We start from the raw sequence: 19,208 nt of genomic DNA on the forward strand, positions 1-19,208 counted from the left end.
GTTTTAAATTTGTTCAACTTCATTTTTATTCTTTATTTTTTCGGGAAGGGTAATGGTGAAAGTTACGCCTAATCCACTGTTTTCTGCCTTTATGGTTCCTCCCTGAGCTTCTATGATTTTCTTTGAAATTGCCAATCCGAGTCCGCTTCCTGTCGGTTTTAAAATATTTTGATTTTTTGACTGGTAAAATTTATCGAAAATCATTTCCAGGTCTTCTTCGGGAATATGTTTTCCTGTGTTGAAAATTGTAATGAATAATTGATTTTCCTTTTCAGATAATTTGGTCTGAATTGTTCCCTGTTCGTCAGTAAATTTTAAAGCATTTCCTAAAATATTCTGAAACAACTGAATCATCCTCGCTTCGTCATATTCAAACAAAAAATTATTGAGAAGATTGACTTCACTTAAATGAATGTTTTTTTGCTGAATCAAGTGCAGAAGTGGGTTTAATGCTTTTTTATAGGTTTCAATAATGTTATTTTGTTGAATGTGTAAAGCAATTTCGCCATGCTGAAGCTTATCCAGATACAAAATATCATTGATAATCTCGCTTAATCTGTCTGATTCTGTGATGATATTATTTAAAAATTCTTTTTTGATATCTAAAGGAATGTCATCATCATCTGCCAAAATTTCCCCAGCCGAACGAATCGCTGTGATTGGTGTTCTTAATTCATGCGCAACGGAATCCAGAAAATCGTCTTTTTGTCGGTCTTTGATAATTAAACTTTGATTGGCATTTCTCAGATCATTCGACAGTTTTTGAAGTTCCTGCGATTGTTCTGTAAGCTTTTTATTAAGGATAATATTTTCTTTAGATTCTTCTAAAATATTTAAAACTTCCTTTAAAGAAATTTTATCTTCTTTCGTGACACCTTCAATTAAAATTTTTGCCGAAGCCGTCCCGATTCTTCCTGCCAAAAGGTTTTCGGAGAATTTGATAAATCTAGAATCTGCTGTTTCTGTCTGAGAATCAATATTGTATTTTAAATTAAAAATTCGTAATGCCTGTTCGGTTTTCGTTTTGCCTAAAAATCTTTCCAGGATATTCTTAATGTCTGAAACATAAGCTGTTCCACGCCAAATGAAAGCATTTTCATGGTTTTGAATGTATTTGTCAATATCAACATATAATTCTGCGAAATTTCTTTCGCGATAATTTCCTTTTACACTGACAGAAATGATGGCAAATAATCCTGTATTCACCAACATCGACCAAAAGAAAATCTGTGGAATTCTTCCTAAAAAAGAAATTTTAAAGAAATCAAAAGAGTCGTACATTTCCCGTAAAATTCCTTTAAGCTCCTGATTATATGAAAAATAATATTGAGGAATAATTAATCCGAAATAGCAAATTGCCAATCCTGCCAACAATCCAATCACTGCACCTTTATAAGTTCCTCTTCTCCAGAATATTGCTCCGAAAAAAGCGGGAGCTAATTGTCCGATCACAACAAATGATATCAAACCAACAGAATCCAATGAAGTTTTAAGAATGAAATATTTATAAAAGACAAATGCCATAATCACCAATGCGAAAATGCTGAATTTTCTGATGTTGGTGATGTTTCTAGTATTCTGAACTTCATTTTCAGATTTAAATTTGCCCAACAAACCGTAAGGAATAATTAAATTATTGGAAAGCATTATGGATAATGTAATTGCCGAAATAATGATCATTGAAATACAAGAACTTAATCCTCCCAGAAATACTAAAACAGTAATTAAAGTATTGTCAAAATGTCGCGGAATTAAAATAGAGTAGAACTCTGGATTTACATTTTGTCCGTTAAAAATGAGTCTTCCTCCCCACGCAATCGGGAAGATAAATATTGTGAAGATCAATAAGTAAAGAGGAAAAAACCAGATCGCTGTTTTGATGTGTTTTTCCTGTCTGTTTTCAACAATAGCGGTGTGAAACTGTCTCGGGAGAATACAGATTGCCGTTCCTGAAATCAGACAAAGAACCATCCAGTTCATCGCACCTTCAATGCCGTTGAATGTATTTTTTTGTTTAAAATCTTCAAATTTGCTTGCCTTTTCATAAATATCTGAAAATCCGTCAAAAGCATAATAGATAACGAATAATCCCAAAATAATAATGAAGAATAATTTTAGAAAACTTTCCAACGCAATGGCGGAAATTATTCCCAAACGTTTTTCTGAAGCATCAACATATTTTGTTCCGTAATACGATGCAAATAAGGCAATTAACACAACCACAAAAGTTGCGTTATCAGTCAGGATATTTTGTGACATTGATGTTTCTGTCACGAGGTGAAAAGTCTCAGAAATAGCCTTGATCTGTAAGCCAATATAAGGAACAATTGCCAAAAGACAGACGATCGTAATAATAGCGCTGAAGCTTCGGCTGTTACCGTATCTTAACGAAATAAAATCTGCAACACTGCTTATTTTATTCACTCTTGCTATTCTTACAATTCGGGTATTAATGTAAATCCATGCAGGAATTACCATGATGGGGCCGATGTAGATCGGGAGATAGTTGAGTCCGCTTGTTGCTGCAACTCCAATGCTTCCGTAGTACGTCCACGCTGTGCAATACACCGCTAAAGACAAGGCATAAATGTAAGGATTGTTGATCCAAAGCTTGCTCTTTTTCTTCTCCGCCAAATGAGCGACTAAGAACAAAAGTGCCAGATAAAACAAAACCACAAAAAATAATGCGAAACTACTCATCATATTTTTTTACGATTACAAAGGAGATAATGATGGAAACCATCCAGACAGCGAAAATATAAATCAGAATCATCGGATAGCCAAACACTTCTTTTTCACTGTTAAACAACAATGAAACAGGAATGCTGAAGGCGATCAGAAGCCCGATGCTCAGGATGATTAGCTTTTGTTCGTGTCTTTTTTTCATAATGATATAAAAAATAATTGACGGACAGATTCATCCGCCAATTATCACTAACATATTTTATTTAAACTTTATCGTCAGAATACTCTCCCGTTAAAGAATAGTAGCCGAAAATTGCCATTCCACCTGAGATAATCGGCATCAGTACAAATAGAATGATAATCCCGAAAACAAGGTCTTCCTGCTTTCCTGAGGTAATTTTTGGAATTCCCAAAACGGTTATCCCGAAATATCCTACAACCAAAGCAACTGCAATCCAAAGAATGCCTAATATTTTTTTTAGTCCGTTCATTTTAGTAGATTTAAAATTAATAAAAATTTAAGTGATTGAGTGTTTAATCGTGAATATTATTGTTCTTATTTTTAAGATAAAATAATCCGATCAGTAAACAGACTGCGGCAACTCCGATCGGATACCAAAGTCCTTCCAGATACCACGTTGCGTGTTTCGCTTCTTTAGCTGTTGTTACCAAATAAGTTGCCACTGCAGGAAGCAATCCTCCAAATACTCCGTTTCCAATATGATAAGGCAGAGACATCGATGTGTAACGGATTCTTACCGGGAACATTTCGACAAGGAAAGCTGCAATCGGACCGTAAACCATGGTTACAAAAATCACCTGAATAAACACTAAGAAGATTAATAATAGATTGGTTTCACTATTGATTTTGACTGTTTGGGAAACTTTAGGTTCTTCTGCTTTTCCGTCTTTTATCACAGGTCCGGTTGGAGACCAATGAACAATACTGTCTTTTTTAGCTAAAGTTCCGTCTGTGAAAAGTGTTTCTTTATGAAAAGTAATTAAGCTGTCGGTCATAATCTTATCATGAATTTTTGCTGTTCTTTTTTCAATAATAACGCTTTTCGCAACTGTCTTTGATTGTAAATCGATACTGTTAAACATTTTATCATAAATAGGTCTGTATGCTAAAATTGCCACCAACATTCCGGTCATCATAATTGCTTTTCGTCCGATCTTATCAGAAAGCCATCCGAAAAATACAAAGAAAGGTGTTCCCATTAAAAGAGCAATTGCCATTAATTTGTCAACCTGTGCAGACTCAACGTTCATTACCTTTTGCAGGAAACTCATCGCATAGAACTGTCCTGTATACCAGATTACACCTTGTCCCATTGCAGCTCCGAATAATGCCAGTAAGACAAATTTGAAGTTGAATTTGTTCCCGAAACTTTCTTTTAAAGGATTTTTTGAAGTTTTTCCTTCACTTTTAGCCTTTGCAAAAAGCGGTGATTCTTTCATGTTTTTTCTGATGATATAAGAAACTCCAACCATTAAAATCGAGATCCAGAAAGGGATTCTCCATCCCCAATTGTCGAATTCTTCTGCAGAAAGTGTACTTTTTGTAATTAAAATTACGATTAATGAAATGAAAAGCCCTGCTGTTGCTGTTGTTTGAATCCAGGAAGTCCAATAACCTCTTCGGTGTGGCTGTGCATATTCCGCAACGTAAGTCGCAGCGCCGCCGTATTCGCCTCCAAGAGCCAAACCTTGTAATAATCTTAAAATTAAAACTAAAACCGGCGCCATAAATCCGATAGTTTCATAACTTGGGATACATCCGATGAGGAATGTTGAAAATCCCATAATTAATAAAGTCACCAAAAACGTATATTTTCTTCCGATAAGATCTCCTAATCTTCCGAAGAATAACGCTCCGAAAGGTCTCACTACAAATCCGGCTGCGAAAGTTGCTAAGGTAGATAGAAACGCTGCAGTAGGATTGTCTGATGGGAAAAATTTCGTTGCTAAAACGATGGCTAAACTTCCGAAAATATAGAAGTCATACCATTCGATCAATGTACCGAGTGACGATGCAGTGATCACGCTCCAGATGGTACGGTTTTTCTGCTTTTCGGTCATATTCTCGTAGCTTATTTGATTGTTATCGCTCATATTGCTTTAATTTTGATGTTAGTTAAAATTGATATTGAGTTTTCTGAGTTTTTATAAATAAATTTGAAATTGCACAATAAATTCTCCTTTTGATGATGGGCTTTCCGTAGGACTTGTATAAACCGGTCTTGTTGAATATTGTGTTGTAATTTTTGCGTGATGACCGTCTATGAACCAGTTGGCTCCGATATCAAATTGAGAAGAAGATTTCTCAAATGCTTCAAAACTTTTGTGCGTATAAGCCGCAAATGGTTGAATTCTTATTTTCGGTTTTTCTGCCTGGCTCGGTAATAATAAACCAGCCTGTGCGTAGATAGTATTACCTGTTCCGATCGTTGGCTGTAGATTTCCTGCTCCTGCGATGGCTTTGTTGCCAATGAAATTTGGATCGGATGATGCAATATTCATGATTCCTAAATTTCTGATGTAATTGGGGCCGAATTGATAATTGTAGTATCCTGCATATGCTGAAACTGCCATTTTATTTTTAGCATTTCCTAAAGGAATATCTGCAAAAGCATCGACGGCAACAAGCGTAATATCATGTTTTTCGATAGTTGAATTCACAGAAGTTCTCGTTCCGTCTTTTTGATGATAAAAACCAGTTCCCAAGTTGAAAACTTTCTTCGTTCCCAGATAAGAACCCACTTTGAAAGGCAATGTGTTGGATTCTTCGTCCAAAAACTGATATTCTACATAGCCTGCTTTTGAAAAGTTTGGATTTCCGTTATTGTCAACTGCTACGGCTTTTGAAGGATCTGTAACATTTACCGGAACTAAATCTGTTGCAAAAGGTTTATTTAAACTAAAGCGATATTCCAGTTTTCCGTATTTTCCTTTCGCAAACATTCCCAATTGCCTTGCAAACTGGTCGGAATTATCTATTAAAGGCCAGGTGAAAATAGGAGAGTCTACAGTAAGAAAATTCAATGTTGAAGCCATTGTCATACGGGAAAGTCCCATATAATAATGCAGTCCGGCTCCTAAAGATAAGCTGAATTTTCCGGCTTCTCCGGGTAAAATAACAGCATATTCATTCCATGCATCATGAAAAAACATCTGTGGTTTTTTGCCGTTTCCATAGCCTCCGGTTCCTGAAGTTCCTGAACCGCCGCCATTGATAAAGGTTTGATTATTAATTCCAAAATGAGCAAGGATCATATATCTTTTGGAAATCTGAGCATATGCCAAAACACGCAATCTACGGTTTCCTAAGCTCCAGGAATTATCGGTTGGTTCTCCGCCGACCATACTTCCGGGATTCATATCTGTGTTTCTTAACCAGAACTGATCCCATAAAATAAATCTGACGTATTTGTCTCCTTGTTGATTAAGGTTAACTTTCAGCCCGCTTCCATAATCGGGAGAGCCTTGTGAATATAAAGAATTACTGATTAAAGCTAATCCAATAAATGTGAGTATTTTCTTCATAAATTATCAATTTTTGGCTTTGTTTTTTGTGAAAGCCAAATTGTAATTAATAATTTAGTTATAAAAATTTAATATATATTAATGGTAATAATATAGTTATGAATTTAAAATGAAGAATTATGAGTTATGAAATAAATGAATCTTAATTGATATTTTAAATTTAAATATTTGATTAATAATTATTTATTTAAATTAAAAAAGCTTCAAAAACTCATAATTTATAATTAATAACTCATAATTTTCAAACTTATTTTTTAAATCGCTCCCATTTTATCAGCATATACTTATCTGCAAACTGAGTAATAATTAATCCTGAATTTTTAATATTTTCTTCTTTAGTGATATATTCAATCAGTTCATTTTGTTTTAAAATTTTATAAACAGGATGGAATTCCGAGTGGGGAGGTCTTATGATATTGTATTTCTTGATCCATGAACTTATTGTAACATGCGAAACTCCTATAATTCTCTCTATTTCACGGTAGCTTAAGCCTTCAAGATATAATTGTAAAGCTTTTGTCACGTAGTAATCATCAATCTGTTTTCCTAGTTTTTTGACGGTAAAATAATAGTTGCAGTCTTTACAGTGGAAACGCTGTTTTTCGTTAACGATTCCACTTTTTACGATTTTATTGCTATTGCATTTTGGACAGTTATTTTCCATAACTATATATTTTTAGCAAATGTATAATAATTTAGCAAAATATTAATTTAACTTAAAGATAAAATTACCTGTATATTAATTTAATTCAATAAAAATATCTTTTTAATTTGGTTTTTAAAGTTATTATACTTTAAATTTGCCAAAAAATTCAGATAAATAAATGGAAATACAAATTTCCTCATGCGAACATTTAATGTATGTGAGTGAAATACAGCAGGAAATGTATGATTCTGCACAGCGAAGAGGAACGGGGATCGCAAAACGTTCTATAGAATATTTAAGCAAAAAGATTTCAGAAGGCAATGCTGTTGTCGCCACTGAAAACGGGGAATGGGTGGGTTTCTGTTATATAGAAACGTGGTCCCACGGTCAATTTGTGGCTAACTCTGGGCTAATTGTTTCTCCAAAATTCAGGCATGGAGGTATTGCAACTTTGATCAAAGACAGGGTGTTTGCATTGTCGAGAGAGAAATTCCCAAATGCAAAAATATTCGGTTTAACTACAGGACTCGCTGTAATGAAAATTAACAGTGACCTAGGTTATAAACCAGTAATTTATTCTGAATTAACTCAGGATGATGAGTTTTGGAATGGCTGTAAAAGTTGTGTGAACTATGAAATTTTAATGAAAAAAGAACGAAAAAACTGTCTTTGTACAGCAATGCTTTTTGTTCCTGAAAATAATAAAGTAAATGAGGTTGTAAACAATCAATCCGAAAATCAATATAAAAATGAGCAAGAAAGTAATCTTAGCGTTTAGTGGGGGTTTAGATACCTCTTACTGTGCCAAATATTTGAGTGAAACACTTGGATACGAGGTGTATGCAGTAACTGTAAATACCGGAGGTTTTTCTCAAGAAGAGGAAAAAGAATTGAAGAAAAAAGCTTTTAATCTTGGGGTAAAAGAATACAGGTGCGTTGATGCTCAGGAAGACTACTACAATTCTTGCGTAAAGTATTTGATCTTTGGTAATGTCTTGAAAAACAATACATATCCTTTGTCTGTAAGTGCTGAACGTACGATTCAGGCGCAGGAAATTGCAAAATACGCCATCGAAATCGGTGCTGATGCGATTGCTCACGGAAGTACGGGTGCTGGAAATGACCAAGTCCGTTTCGATTTGATTTTTCAGGTCATGTGTCCGAATGTGGAAATCATTACGCCAATTCGTGATCTATCTTTATCTCGTGAAGAAGAAATTGAATTTTTGAAAGGGCACGGTTATGAAATGGAATTCCAAAAAGCACAATATTCTGTGAATAAAGGACTTTGGGGAACTTCAGTGGGTGGAAAGGAAACCTTGACTTCAAGAAGTTATCTTCCCGAAGAAGCTTTTCCATCTCAAATTAAAGAAACTCAGCCTTCAGAACTGGAAATTGAGTTCAAAAATGGTGAAGTTGTAGCAGTAAACGGAGAAAATTTTGAACATTCAGTCTATGCGATTCAAAAAATTGAAGAATTGGCTTCTGCGTACGGAATTGGTCGCGATATTCACGTTGGAGATACGATTGTTGGAATTAAAGGAAGAGTTGGTTTCGAAGCGGCAGCGGCGTCTGTGATTATTAAAGCACACCATTTATTGGAAAAACATACGCTTTCAAAATATCAGCAGATGATGAAATCTCAATTGTCAGATTGGTACGGAAATTGGCTTCACGAAGCACTTTTCTTAGATCCTGTCATGAGGAATATTGAGTCTTTCTTAGATGATTCTCAGAAAACAGTGAGCGGAAAAGTTTTCGTAACGCTTCATCCCTACAGATTTATCTTAAACGGAATTGAATCTAAGCATGATCTAATGTCCGATAAATTCGGAAGCTACGGTGAAGCAAACAGAGCGTGGACGGGAGAAGATGTAAAAGGTTATACGAAAATCGTAAGTAATTCCTTAAATATTTATCATCAGATTAATCAAAATATAAATTAATGGCGAAGTTCCGAAGGAACGACTTAAATCAGGATAGGATGAAAATCCTATCAAAACAAATATAAAAATGATTGAGATTAATCAAAAAGAAATAAAAACAGCAGGAATCATCGGTGCCAACGGCTACACAGGAAGCGAACTGGTTCGTCTGCTAGCTTTTCATCCCAATGTGTCTTTGAGTTTTTTATATAGTCGTTCAAATTCGGGGACAAAGATTTCAGATTTGTACCCGGATTTAGCGGCGGTTTGTGAAATGGTTTTAACGGATCAGCATGAAGAGGTAGATATTTTATTTTTATGTCTTCCGCACAAAGAAAGTCAAAATTGGTTGACGCAAAATTCTGTAAAAGATGAAACATTAGTAATCGATTTAGGAAATGATTTTCGTTTAGAGGATAATTTAGGAAACAGAAATTTTATCTACGGTTTGCCTGAAATCAACAAAAAACAACTTTTTGGAGCAAAAAGCATTGCAAATCCGGGATGTTTTGCGACAGCGATTCAACTGGCCTTGCTTCCATTAGCTCAAAAAGGATTGTTGAATGAAGTGTACACAACGGGAATTACAGGTTCAACAGGTGCCGGTCAATCTTTACAGCCGACGACGCATTTTACCTGGAGAAACGATAATATTTCAGCTTATAAAACTTTGGTACATCAACATGTGGATGAGATTTTACAACAATTAGTTTCTTTTAACACGAATGAAATCAGTCTGAATTTTGTTCCATGGAGAGGGGATTTTGCGAGAGGAATTTTTACGAGTTCCACGGTGAAAACAGATTTAGAACTTTCAGATATCAATCAATTGTATCATGATTTTTATGCAGATGAGCCTTTTGTAAAGGTAAGCGAAAAAGCAATTGATTTAAAACAGGTTGTCAATACCAATCGCTGTGTGATTTATATAGAAAAGAGTGGAAATGTTGCGGTAATTCACTCAGCGATTGACAATTTGTTGAAAGGAGCTTCCGGACAGGCAGTCCAAAACATGAATATTGCAATGGGCTGGGAAGAAAATTTAGGATTGAACTTGAAGCCTGTGGCGTTTTAAATGTCAATTGTCAATAAGCCAATCGTGAATTTTTAAACTCAAAGTAAAACCGACCTAGGAAAATGAAGCGTTAAGAAAAATACTTTTGTGAACGTTAAGAAAATTCTACTGTTCGAAGCGCGAGAAAAATGTTGAATCTAAGAACAAATGTCGATTTCGCGCAAGTTTTAGAATTTTTAGAGAACAAAAATATTTTTTAGCGGAAGTTTCCAGTCTTGAACTTTTGTTTCTTTTGCTTCAAGGCAAAAGAAAAATAAAAAAAAACAAAAAAAATGAATTTATTCAACGTATATCCATTATTTAACATAAATCCGATAAAAGCCCAAGGATCATTTCTTTGGGACGATAAAGGAGAAAAATATCTTGATTTTTACGGAGGTCATGCGGTAATTTCTATCGGACACAATCATCCGCATTATCAAAATCAATTAAAAAACCAATTAGATAAAATATCTTTCTATTCAAACTCAGTTCAGAATGAATTACAAACTGAATTAGCTGAAAAATTAGGAAAAATTTCAGGCTTGGAAGATTACAATTTATTCTTGTGTAATTCAGGAGCTGAAGCGAATGAAAATGCTTTAAAACTGGCTTCGTTTCACAATGGGAAAAGCAAAGTGTTGTATTTCTCAGGTTCATTTCACGGCAGAACTTCGGCGGCAGTTTCTGTGACCGACAATCCTAAAATTGTAGCTCCGGTAAACTACGACGAACGATTCATTAAATCTGAATGGAATAATATTGAACAACTTGAAGCCATTTTTGAAAATCAGGGAAATGAAATTTCATCTGTAATTATTGAAGGAATTCAGGGAGTTGGCGGAATTATGATTCCAACTGTTGAATTTTTAACTAAAATCAAAGAATTATGTGAAAAATATAATGCAGTTTTGATTTTGGATGAAGTCCAGTCAGGATATGGAAGAAGCGGATATTTCTTCGCGCATCAGGAATTCGGAATTGAAGCGGATATTATCACGACAGCAAAAGGAATGGGCAATGGTTTCCCAATCGGTGGAGTATTGATTCACCCAAAATTTCAGGCAAGCAACGGTTTGCTGGGGACAACTTTTGGAGGAAATCACTTAGGTTGTGTCGCTGCAATTGCGGTTTTAGACGTTATGAAAGATGAGAATCTCATCGAAAATGCTCGGGAAATGGGCGAATATATTGAAAATGAAATTAAAGATTTTCCACATATTAAAACGATTCGAAGGAAAGGCCTGATGATTGGAATTGAACTCGATAGGGATTGTTCAGAAGTAAGAAACAGCCTGTTGTACAAGCATCATATTTTCACAGGAAATTCCAATGATAAGGCTGTGTTGAGGATTCTTCCGGCGCTTAACATTAAAAAAGAAGAAACCGATCTATTCATTGGTGCTTTAAAAGAAGTATTGGAGCAGATTTAATCTGTGAAAGTTACACGGTCTGTCATTCAGAACGAAACAAAGTGGGGTGAAGAATCTCTTTTCATAATATTAATAGATTCTTCCTTCGTCAGAATGACAAACGAGGCTTTCGATTGCTGAGTGAAACGCCATTGCGAACGAAAATATTTTCAAGTTTAATTAAAAAAAAACTTGGCGACCCTAGCGTTAAAAACTCAGATAATATGTAAGATAAAAAATCTTTAAAATCAATTCAAAATGAAATGGATATTCCATTTGTCCATTGAAAAAATAAAAATTATCAAATGAAAAAATTCACCTCTGTAAGCGATGTTGAAAACTTACAGGAAATTATAAAAAAAGCGTTACAAATTAAAGAAAATCCTCTTTCGGAAACCGAGCAAGGAAAAGGAAAAACAATCGGACTTGTATTTTTAAACTCAAGTCTGAGAACTCGTTTAAGCAGTCAGATTGCTGCACAAAATTTAGGTTTAAATGTTTTGACGTTAAATGCCGCACAAGAAGCATGGAACTTAGAATTCGCAGATGGAGCTTTAATGAACGGCGACACTGTTGAACATATTAAAGATGCCATCGAAGTATTAAATCAATATTGTGATATCATCGCGGTTCGTTGTTTTGCAGGAATGAAAAGCAAGGAAGATGATGTTAACGAAAGCATTTTAAGTCAATTTGAACAACATGCCAAAGTTCCGGTAATTTCTTTGGAATCTGCTACACGTCACCCTTTACAAAGCTTAGCTGATTGTATTACGATTACCGAAAACTGGAAAGAAGAACGCAAACCTAAAGTGGTATTGACTTGGGCTCCTCACATCAAACCGATAGCTCATGCGGTGGGAAATTCTTTTGCAGAATGGATGCAGGAAATGGATGTTGAATTCGTAATCGCCAATCCTGAAGGTTATGATTTAGATAAAAACTTTACAAAAGATGTAAAAGTAATTCATAATCAGGATGAAGCGTTGAAAGATGCAGATTTTATTTATGTGAAAAACTGGTCGTCTTTTGATGATTACGCAGCAATGCCCGAAGTGAAAGAAAACTGGATGCTGACGAATGACAAATTAGCCAATACCAATCAGGGAAAAGTGATGCACTGTCTTCCGGTTCGTCGAAATGTAGAATTGAGCGACGAAGTAATGGATGGTGAGAATTCCATCATTTATCAGCAGGCAAAAAACCGAATTTTCTCGGCTCAGGCTGTCTTCTCTGAAATTTTAGATGAATTGAATTCTTAATAACTAAACCTCATAGGTTTCAAAAACCTATGAGGTTTTCAAAAAAGGTTTGCAATGAAAAATAAATTATACATCATAAAAATCGGCGGAGCATTAATCGATGATGAAGAATTATTGAATGAATTTCTGGAGCAGTTTTCTGAAATTAAAGAAAAGAAAATTTTAGTTCACGGAGGCGGAAAATTAGCAACCACATTGGCTGATAAACTGGGCGTTGAACAAAAAATGGTCAACGGAAGAAGAATCACAGATAAAGATACGTTGGATATTGTGGCGATGGTATATGCGGGAGGGATCAACAAAAATATTGTGGCTAAACTTCAGCATAAAAAATGTAAAGCAATAGGTTTTTCGGGCGCTGATGCTAATTTAATTAAAGCCAAAAAAAGGGAACATTCAGAAATAGACTTCGGATTTGTAGGTGATATTGAGAAGAAAAGTGTGAACAGAAAATTAATCTCAAAATTGATTAAGCTTAAACTTGTTCCGGTATTTTCAGCAATCACTCATGACAAAAAAGGAAATCTTTTCAATACCAACGCAGATACGATTGCTTCGGTAATTGCTCAGGCTTTATCTGAAAAATATGATGTTGAATTATTGTATTGTTTTGATAAAGAAGGTGTTTTGGAAGATGTAAATAATTCGGAATCTATCATTAAAAATATTTCTGAAGGAAAATTTTCTGTTTTAAAAAATGAAGGAAAACTTCACAAAGGAATTCTTCCGAAACTTGAAAATGCTCTCGGGGCAGTGAAAAATAATGTAAATAAGGTATTTTTAATTAAAGAATCCGAACTAAAAAACCATATAGAAAACCATCATGCAGGAACTGAAATCTGTTTGTAGTAAAGAGGAATTGCTGAATAACGCAGTGGATTTGTTGAAAAAATTAATTGAAATCCCTTCATTCAGCAAGGATGAATATAATACGTCTGTAGAGATTGAAAATTTTTTCAAAAAACACCAAATTCCTACCAAACGTTTTAAAAATAATATCTGGGCAGTGAATAAAAATTTTGATGTTTTCAAGCCGTCGATTTTACTGAATACGCATCATGATACCGTAAAACCAAATAAAGCTTACACTTTAGATCCTTTTTTAGCGATTGAAAAGGATGGAAAACTGTTTGGATTGGGAAGCAATGATGCCGGAGCTTCTTTGGTTTCTATGGCGCAGGTTTTTTTGCATTTTTTCGATAAAGAAGATTTAAAATACAATTTAGTGATTGCTTTGACGGCTGAGGAAGAGATTTCAGGTTTTGACGGAATTGAAGCTTTATTTCCCCAACTACCAAATATCGAGCTTGCCATTGTAGGAGAGCCAACGCAGATGAATCTGGCAATCGCGGAAAAAGGACTTTTGGTTATTGATGGGGAAATGAAGGGCACTCCTTCTCACGCCGCTCATCCGAATAACGATAACTCCATTGTAAAATGTATGGAAGATTTACAGCAGATTTTAAATTTTAAATTTCCAAAAGTTTCGGATTATTTGGGTGAAGTTAAAGTGACGCTGTCGGGAATTCATGCCGGAGTTCAGCATAATGTAGTTCCTGAATCGTGCACTTTTACCTTGGATGTAAGGGTTACCGATGAATATTCTAATAAAGAAGCATTTGAAATCATCCAATCGCAGATGAAATCTAGCTTAACGGCAAGATCTTTCAGGTTAAATTCCTCAAAAATCGAAATGGATCATCCGTTTGTGCAGGCAGGTCTGGAAATCGGGAGGACAACTTACGGTTCACCAACATCGTCCGATCAGGCGATTATCCCTTGTACATCGGTGAAGATCGGCCCTGGCGACAGCAGGCGCTCGCACACTGCGGATGAATTTATTGTCATTGAAGAAATAGAAGAGGGAATTGATGTTTACATTAAGATCTTAGAGAAGGTTTTATAGGCTGGAAGCGGGGAGATGGATGATGGAAGTCTATGAAGCGTAAAAATATCGACTTAGGAAAATGGAGCGTTAAGAAAAATAGTTTTATGAACGTTAAGAAAATCCCACTGTTTGAGTGCGAGACAAATATTGAATCGAAGAACCAATATTCAATTCGCACGAGTTTTGGGATTTTTAGAGAAATAAAAATATTTTTTAGCGGAAGTTTCCAGTCTTGAATTTTTGTTTCTTTTGTTTCAAGACAAAAGAAAAATATATAATAAAAAATATTCATTTATGTCATTCAGAACGGAACGTAGTGGAGTGAAGAATCTTTTTAAAGATAAAAATAGATTCCTCCTTCGTCGGAATGACAAAATCAAATAATAAGAGAAGATAAAGCAGCTGATAGTAAACTTCCAACACCCAGCCTCCATCTTCCAACAAAAAAAGAAATTTTTATGAAAAAAATATGGCAAAAAAACGATAATGCCACCAATATATTAGTCAATACATTTACAGTCGGGAAAGATCTTGATTTTGATGAGCGTTTAGCAAAATACGATGTTAAAGGTTCAATGGCGCACTGTAAGATGTTAGCAGAAGTTGGAATTATTTCCAATGAAGAATCAAAGCAGATGTTGTCTGTTTTGGAAGAAATTTTGAAAGATATCAAAGACGGAATTTTTGAAATTGATAAAAGTGCGGAAGATATACATTCGCAGATTGAATCTATTTTAATTGAAAAATTAGGCGATACAGGAAAGAAAATTCATACTGCTCGTTCAAGAAATGATCAGGTTTTATTGGATATAAAACTGTATTTAGTTGATGAAATTCGCGAAATCACAGCGTTGACAGATGAATTTTTTCAAATATTAATCAAATTAGCAGATCAGCATAAAGATGTTCTGCTTCCAGGTTATACGCATTTGCAAATTGCAATGCCTTCCTCATTTGGATTATGGTTTGGGGCGTATGCAGAAGCCTTGTTGGATGATGTTGAAATGTTATTTTCGGTAAAAAATATCATTAATAAAAATCCTTTAGGTTCAGCGGCGGGATATGGTTCGTCTTTCCCGATTGACCGTGAGAGTACGACGTATAATTTAGGTTTTCAGTCGATGAATTATAATTCAGTGTATGCTCAAATGACGCGTGGAAAGTCGGAAAAAATGTTATCAATGGCAATGGCGACTTTGGCGGGAACATTAGGGAAATTTGCCTATGATGTTTGTTTATATTTAAGTCAGAATTTTGATTTCATCAGCTTTCCTAAAGAGTTTACAACAGGAAGCAGCATTATGCCACACAAGAAAAATCCGGATATTTTTGAATTGGTTCGTGCACGTTGCAACAGAATTCAGTCGTTGCCAAATGAGTTTATCTTGTTGACAAACAACCTTCCTTCAGGTTATCACAGAGATATGCAGCTGACAAAGGAAATTCTTTTCCCGGCAATTGATTCATTAAAAGAATGTCTGGAAATATTAAATTATACGTTACCTAATATTCAGGTGAAAGAAGGAATTTTGGAGGATGAAAAGTATAAATATCTTTTCAGCGTAGAGAAAATTAATGAAGAAGTGAAGAATGGAAGCTCATTCCGTGATGCATATGTAAAAGTAGGGCAGGAGATTGAAAATAATGAGTTTGATTTTGAAATTGAAAACTTAAATCATACCCATCAGGGAAGTATTGGGAATTTGTGTTTAGATAAAATAGAATATCAATTTAATAAGTTGAAAAATAAGTTATTGGGTTGATATTTTAAACTTAAAACTTTCTTAAATGCTTCGACAAGCTCAGCATGCTCTAATACTATCTATTTTTATTAGTGATTTATTTGTAATGATGTCATGCTGAGCTTGTCGAAGCATCTTTAAATTATCAAGCTAAATTAAATAAAAAATTAAGCTAAATCAATCTTAAACTTAGTCGACTTCTTCACCTCATGAAGCACAATAGAACTGTGATATTGCCCGATATTAGGAATGTTTGAAATAACATTTACCGTAAAATCATTATAAGAATTAATGTCTTTAGCGATAATTTTAAGCATATAATCGTATTCGCCGGAAAGACTTATGATTTCCTGAACTTCATCGTGTTGCATGATGTTTTTCTCGAAAGTTTCCAGAACTTTTTTGGATTGCTCTTTCAGACGTACGTTGCAGTAAACAACAATATTTAAACCCAGTTTTTCACGATTCAAAAGACCTACGTATTTTTCAATGATTCCTTGTTTCTCCAGCTGTTTGATACGTTCATATGTAGGAGTAAAGGTAAGACCAATCTTTTCTGAAATTTCTTTTACAGAATAAGTAGAATCTTCCTGAATAATGCTGAGAATCATTTTATCTTTTAAATCCATATAGAGAAGTTGAGTTTTAACAAAAATAATATTTAAAAATGAAAATAGGGTATTGATTGAGATTTTTAATTTATTTAAAATTTTGGTTTTGTCAGTTTGTAAAATTGTTGTATCTTTGCACCTAATGAATAACACAGTATTTATATCATTAGAATTACCGGGCGTAGACGCCCTTTACGATATTTATTTATTTTAAGCGAAGATATTTTCTTCGCTTTTTTTATGTTCAAAAATTAAGAAATTATGTTTACGATTACAGAACTAAGCACCGAGAGAATCAACAGTATAGTAACAGAAGCACTGGCTTTTGCCAACGGAAAAACGGCTAAAATTGAAGGAGAAGTTTTTTGCTCAAATCTTTTCTTCGAAGACAGTACAAGAACGAAAACAAGTTTTGATATTGCTGAAAGAAAATTAGGCTTACAGGTTGTTCCTTTTGATGCGTCTCACAGTTCGGTAAACAAAGGTGAAAGTTTATATGATACGGTAAAAACCATCGAAAGCCTTGGAGTAAATCTTGTCGTAATCAGAGATAAAAAAGACAGATATTTTGATGAATTAAAAAATATTAAAATCCCTGTAATCAACGGAGGTGACGGAACGGGAAACCATCCATCTCAATGTATGCTGGATTTATTGACGATTTATCAGGAATTTGGAAAGTTTGAAGGCTTAAAAGTGGGAATTGTAGGAGACGTAAAACACAGTAGAGTTGCCAATTCAAACGCAGAAGCGCTAAGAAGATTAGGAGCAAAAGTATATTTCTCGGGACCAGAACAATGGTTTGACGAAGGTGCTTTAATCAACGGAACATATTTAAATGTTGATGAATTAATCAAAGAAGTTGATGTGCTAATGTTGTTAAGAATCCAGCACGAAAGACACGACGCAAAAATGAGTTTCTCTGCTTCAGATTACCACAGAAAATACGGTTTGACGAAAGAAAGAGAAAAAGCAATGAAAAAAGAAGCCATCATCATGCATCCGGCTCCAATCAACAGAGGAGTGGAAATTGATACAGACTTGGTAGAATGCGAACGTTCAAGAGTCTTCAAACAAATGCAGAACGGCGTTTTCGCAAGAATGGCAATTTTAAAAGAGGCCTTGGAAAAAGAAGGGTATACTTTTAAATAAGAGCTTGAAGAAAAAAATCAAGTAAAAAGTAAAAAGAATCAAGTATTCAGCCGACCCGAAAGGGTCAAACAACAATAGCCATGGGTAAAGCCCATGGAATAAAATGGATAAAATAATCCAAAAAGCCCTGTAGGGGCGACCTGTTAATAATAAAATAATAAGAGATAAAAGTTTAAAATGAAGAAAAAGTTAATACTGGAGTCCGGTGAAGTGTTTCATGGAGAAGGTTTCGGAGCAGAATTGGAAACAGCGGGAGAAGTGGTTTTCAATACCGGAATGACAGGGTATCAGGAACTGATTTCTGATCCGTCTTATTGCGGTCAGATTGTGTGTATGACCTATCCATTAATCGGAAACTATGGGATTAATAGAGATGATTATGAGAGTATTGAACCGGCTATCAAAGGACTTATTGTAAAAGAGCTTTGTGATTTGCCGTCGAATTTCCGTACTCAGATTACTTTAGATGAATTATTTAAAAAGAAAAACCTTTCAGGAATTTCAGGAATCGACACCAGAAGACTGACAAGAATTCTTCGTAACTACGGGGTTGTGAAAGGAAAAATCGTAAACGCTGATGCCGATGAAAGCACAGTTGTTTCAGAATTAAAATCAACAAACTTCCCAACCAACCAGGTGGAGCAGGTTTCTACAAAGACGCCTTACGCCAACCCGGGAAGAGGTTTGAAAGTGGTTTTAGTTGATTTCGGTTCTAAATTAGGAATTATCAGAGAGTTATCTCAAAGAAACTGCGATATCACGGTTGTTTCTCAGGATGTAACGGCAGAAGAAATTTTGTTGATGAATCCTGACGGAGTTATGTTGTCAAACGGTCCCGGTGACCCTGAAGATAACCAACAGGCTCTTGAAATGATCAACGGAATCTTAGGAAAAGTTCCAATTTTCGGAATTTGTTTAGGACACCAATTGATCGGTTTGGCTTGTGGAGCAAAAACATTCAAGTTGAAATTCGGACACAGAGGAGGAAACCACCCGGTTTTAGATTTAGAGAAAAACAAAGTGGCGATCACTTCTCAAAACCACGGTTACGCAGTGGATCAGGAAAGCTTGAAAGGAACAGATTTAATTGAAACACATATCGCATTAAACGACAGAACAAATGAAGGTCTGAAACACAAAATTCACCCTTGTTTCTCAGTTCAGTATCACCCGGAAGCAAGTCCAGGTCCGGAAGATGCGAATTATTTGTTCGACGAATTTATCCAGTTAATGGAAGATTTTAAAAAGTAGAAAATTAATTTGGGCAGCTTAATCCGCCTTCCGC

17 protein-coding genes are annotated in these 19,208 nt (G+C 35.0%); 10 read left to right on the top strand and 7 right to left on the bottom strand.

Annotated features, from left to right (window positions below; all coding sequences use genetic code 11):
• Positions 1-3 precede the first annotated feature (3 nt).
• The 6 genes from BA768_RS02775 to BA768_RS02800 form a co-directional block, all read right to left on the bottom strand.
• Positions 4-2,700: an ATP-binding protein gene (locus BA768_RS02775; protein ID WP_065719605.1), complete on the bottom strand. Its 2,697-nt coding sequence runs from the start codon at positions 2,698-2,700 to the stop codon at positions 4-6.
• A complete protein-coding gene (locus BA768_RS02780; RefSeq protein WP_065719606.1) occupies positions 2,693-2,887 on the bottom strand; it encodes a hypothetical protein in 195 nt (64 codons plus the stop codon). Before BA768_RS02780 ends, BA768_RS02775 begins: the two co-directional genes overlap by 8 nt.
• A gap of 61 nt (positions 2,888-2,948) precedes the next feature.
• Positions 2,949-3,176, bottom strand: coding sequence for a DUF6814 family protein (locus BA768_RS02785; protein ID WP_047398396.1), 228 nt, complete (start codon positions 3,174-3,176; stop codon positions 2,949-2,951).
• 43 nt (positions 3,177-3,219) lie between these two features.
• Positions 3,220-4,800 carry an MFS transporter gene (locus BA768_RS02790; protein WP_065719607.1) on the bottom strand — a complete coding sequence of 527 codons (1,581 nt, stop codon included), beginning with the start codon at positions 4,798-4,800 and terminating at the stop codon, positions 3,220-3,222.
• Positions 4,801-4,851: 51 nt separating this feature from the next.
• Positions 4,852-6,231, bottom strand: coding sequence for a porin (locus BA768_RS02795; RefSeq protein WP_065719608.1), 1,380 nt, complete (start codon positions 6,229-6,231; stop codon positions 4,852-4,854).
• Between the two features lie 247 nt (positions 6,232-6,478).
• Positions 6,479-6,895, bottom strand: coding sequence for a helix-turn-helix domain-containing protein (locus BA768_RS02800; RefSeq protein ID WP_065719609.1), 417 nt, complete (start codon positions 6,893-6,895; stop codon positions 6,479-6,481).
• A 160-nt stretch (positions 6,896-7,055) separates the two neighbouring features.
• Here BA768_RS02800 and BA768_RS02805 point away from each other — a divergent pair, with 160 nt between their 5' ends.
• The 8 genes from BA768_RS02805 (at position 7,056) to argH (ending at position 16,181) form a co-directional block, all read left to right on the top strand.
• Positions 7,056-7,655, top strand: a complete 600-nt coding sequence (locus BA768_RS02805; RefSeq protein WP_065719610.1) for a GNAT family N-acetyltransferase — start codon at positions 7,056-7,058, stop codon at positions 7,653-7,655.
• Positions 7,627-8,823, top strand: coding sequence for an argininosuccinate synthase (gene argG / locus BA768_RS02810; RefSeq protein ID WP_065719611.1), 1,197 nt, complete (start codon positions 7,627-7,629; stop codon positions 8,821-8,823). The genes BA768_RS02805 and argG overlap by 29 nt, the downstream gene beginning before the upstream one ends.
• Before the next feature lie 67 nt (positions 8,824-8,890).
• Positions 8,891-9,877 (top strand): N-acetyl-gamma-glutamyl-phosphate reductase, encoded by a 987-nt coding sequence (argC, locus tag BA768_RS02815; RefSeq protein WP_065719612.1) that lies wholly within the window; start codon positions 8,891-8,893, stop codon positions 9,875-9,877.
• 272 nt (positions 9,878-10,149) lie between these two features.
• The gene (locus BA768_RS02820) at positions 10,150-11,289 is read left to right on the top strand and encodes an aspartate aminotransferase family protein (RefSeq protein WP_065719613.1); all 1,140 of its coding nucleotides are present in this window, start codon (positions 10,150-10,152) and stop codon (positions 11,287-11,289) included.
• 284 nt (positions 11,290-11,573) lie between these two features.
• On the top strand, positions 11,574-12,530 hold the full coding sequence (locus BA768_RS02825) for an N-acetylornithine carbamoyltransferase (protein ID WP_065719614.1): 957 nt from the start codon (positions 11,574-11,576) through the stop codon (positions 12,528-12,530).
• A 54-nt stretch (positions 12,531-12,584) separates the two neighbouring features.
• Complete coding sequence (gene argB / locus BA768_RS02830; protein WP_065719615.1) at positions 12,585-13,379, top strand: acetylglutamate kinase; 795 nt, start codon at positions 12,585-12,587, stop codon at positions 13,377-13,379.
• Positions 13,354-14,436, top strand: coding sequence for a M20 family metallo-hydrolase (locus BA768_RS02835; protein ID WP_065719616.1), 1,083 nt, complete (start codon positions 13,354-13,356; stop codon positions 14,434-14,436). Before argB ends, BA768_RS02835 begins: the two co-directional genes overlap by 26 nt.
• Before the next feature lie 440 nt (positions 14,437-14,876).
• Complete coding sequence (gene argH / locus BA768_RS02845) at positions 14,877-16,181, top strand: argininosuccinate lyase (protein WP_065719618.1); 1,305 nt, start codon at positions 14,877-14,879, stop codon at positions 16,179-16,181.
• A 146-nt stretch (positions 16,182-16,327) separates the two neighbouring features.
• Here the strand turns inward: argH and BA768_RS02850 are convergent, their stop codons facing one another.
• Complete coding sequence (locus BA768_RS02850) at positions 16,328-16,789, bottom strand: Lrp/AsnC family transcriptional regulator (RefSeq protein WP_034673539.1); 462 nt, start codon at positions 16,787-16,789, stop codon at positions 16,328-16,330.
• A gap of 243 nt (positions 16,790-17,032) precedes the next feature.
• Between BA768_RS02850 and BA768_RS02855 the strand changes: the two genes are divergently transcribed.
• A complete protein-coding gene (locus BA768_RS02855; protein WP_065719619.1) occupies positions 17,033-17,923 on the top strand; it encodes an aspartate carbamoyltransferase catalytic subunit in 891 nt (296 codons plus the stop codon).
• A gap of 177 nt (positions 17,924-18,100) precedes the next feature.
• Positions 18,101-19,174 (top strand): carbamoyl phosphate synthase small subunit, encoded by a 1,074-nt coding sequence (locus BA768_RS02860; RefSeq protein ID WP_065719620.1) that lies wholly within the window; start codon positions 18,101-18,103, stop codon positions 19,172-19,174.
• Positions 19,175-19,208: the final 34 nt, after the last annotated feature.

The sequence above is a fragment of the Chryseobacterium sp. CBo1 genome, from assembly GCF_001693475.1.
In the GTDB taxonomy this organism is placed as follows: Bacteria; Bacteroidota; Bacteroidia; order Flavobacteriales; family Weeksellaceae; genus Chryseobacterium; species Chryseobacterium formosense.

Coding starts and splice junctions, on each gene's coding strand:
- argB (WP_065719615.1), top strand. CDS start 12,585: ATGAAAAATAAATTATACATCATAAAAATCGGCGGAGCATTAATCGAT.
- BA768_RS02780 (WP_065719606.1), bottom strand. CDS start 2,887: ATGAAAAAAAGACACGAACAAAAGCTAATCATCCTGAGCATCGGGCTT.
- argH (WP_065719618.1), top strand. CDS start 14,877: ATGAAAAAAATATGGCAAAAAAACGATAATGCCACCAATATATTAGTC.
- BA768_RS02835 (WP_065719616.1), top strand. CDS start 13,354: ATGCAGGAACTGAAATCTGTTTGTAGTAAAGAGGAATTGCTGAATAAC.
- BA768_RS02805 (WP_065719610.1), top strand. CDS start 7,056: ATGGAAATACAAATTTCCTCATGCGAACATTTAATGTATGTGAGTGAA.
- argG (WP_065719611.1), top strand. CDS start 7,627: ATGAGCAAGAAAGTAATCTTAGCGTTTAGTGGGGGTTTAGATACCTCT.
- BA768_RS02850 (WP_034673539.1), bottom strand. CDS start 16,789: ATGGATTTAAAAGATAAAATGATTCTCAGCATTATTCAGGAAGATTCT.
- BA768_RS02800 (WP_065719609.1), bottom strand. CDS start 6,895: ATGGAAAATAACTGTCCAAAATGCAATAGCAATAAAATCGTAAAAAGT.
- BA768_RS02795 (WP_065719608.1), bottom strand. CDS start 6,231: ATGAAGAAAATACTCACATTTATTGGATTAGCTTTAATCAGTAATTCT.
- BA768_RS02790 (WP_065719607.1), bottom strand. CDS start 4,800: ATGAGCGATAACAATCAAATAAGCTACGAGAATATGACCGAAAAGCAG.
- BA768_RS02820 (WP_065719613.1), top strand. CDS start 10,150: ATGAATTTATTCAACGTATATCCATTATTTAACATAAATCCGATAAAA.
- BA768_RS02775 (WP_065719605.1), bottom strand. CDS start 2,700: ATGAGTAGTTTCGCATTATTTTTTGTGGTTTTGTTTTATCTGGCACTT.
- BA768_RS02785 (WP_047398396.1), bottom strand. CDS start 3,176: ATGAACGGACTAAAAAAAATATTAGGCATTCTTTGGATTGCAGTTGCT.
- argC (WP_065719612.1), top strand. CDS start 8,891: ATGATTGAGATTAATCAAAAAGAAATAAAAACAGCAGGAATCATCGGT.
- BA768_RS02855 (WP_065719619.1), top strand. CDS start 17,033: ATGTTTACGATTACAGAACTAAGCACCGAGAGAATCAACAGTATAGTA.
- BA768_RS02860 (WP_065719620.1), top strand. CDS start 18,101: ATGAAGAAAAAGTTAATACTGGAGTCCGGTGAAGTGTTTCATGGAGAA.
- BA768_RS02825 (WP_065719614.1), top strand. CDS start 11,574: ATGAAAAAATTCACCTCTGTAAGCGATGTTGAAAACTTACAGGAAATT.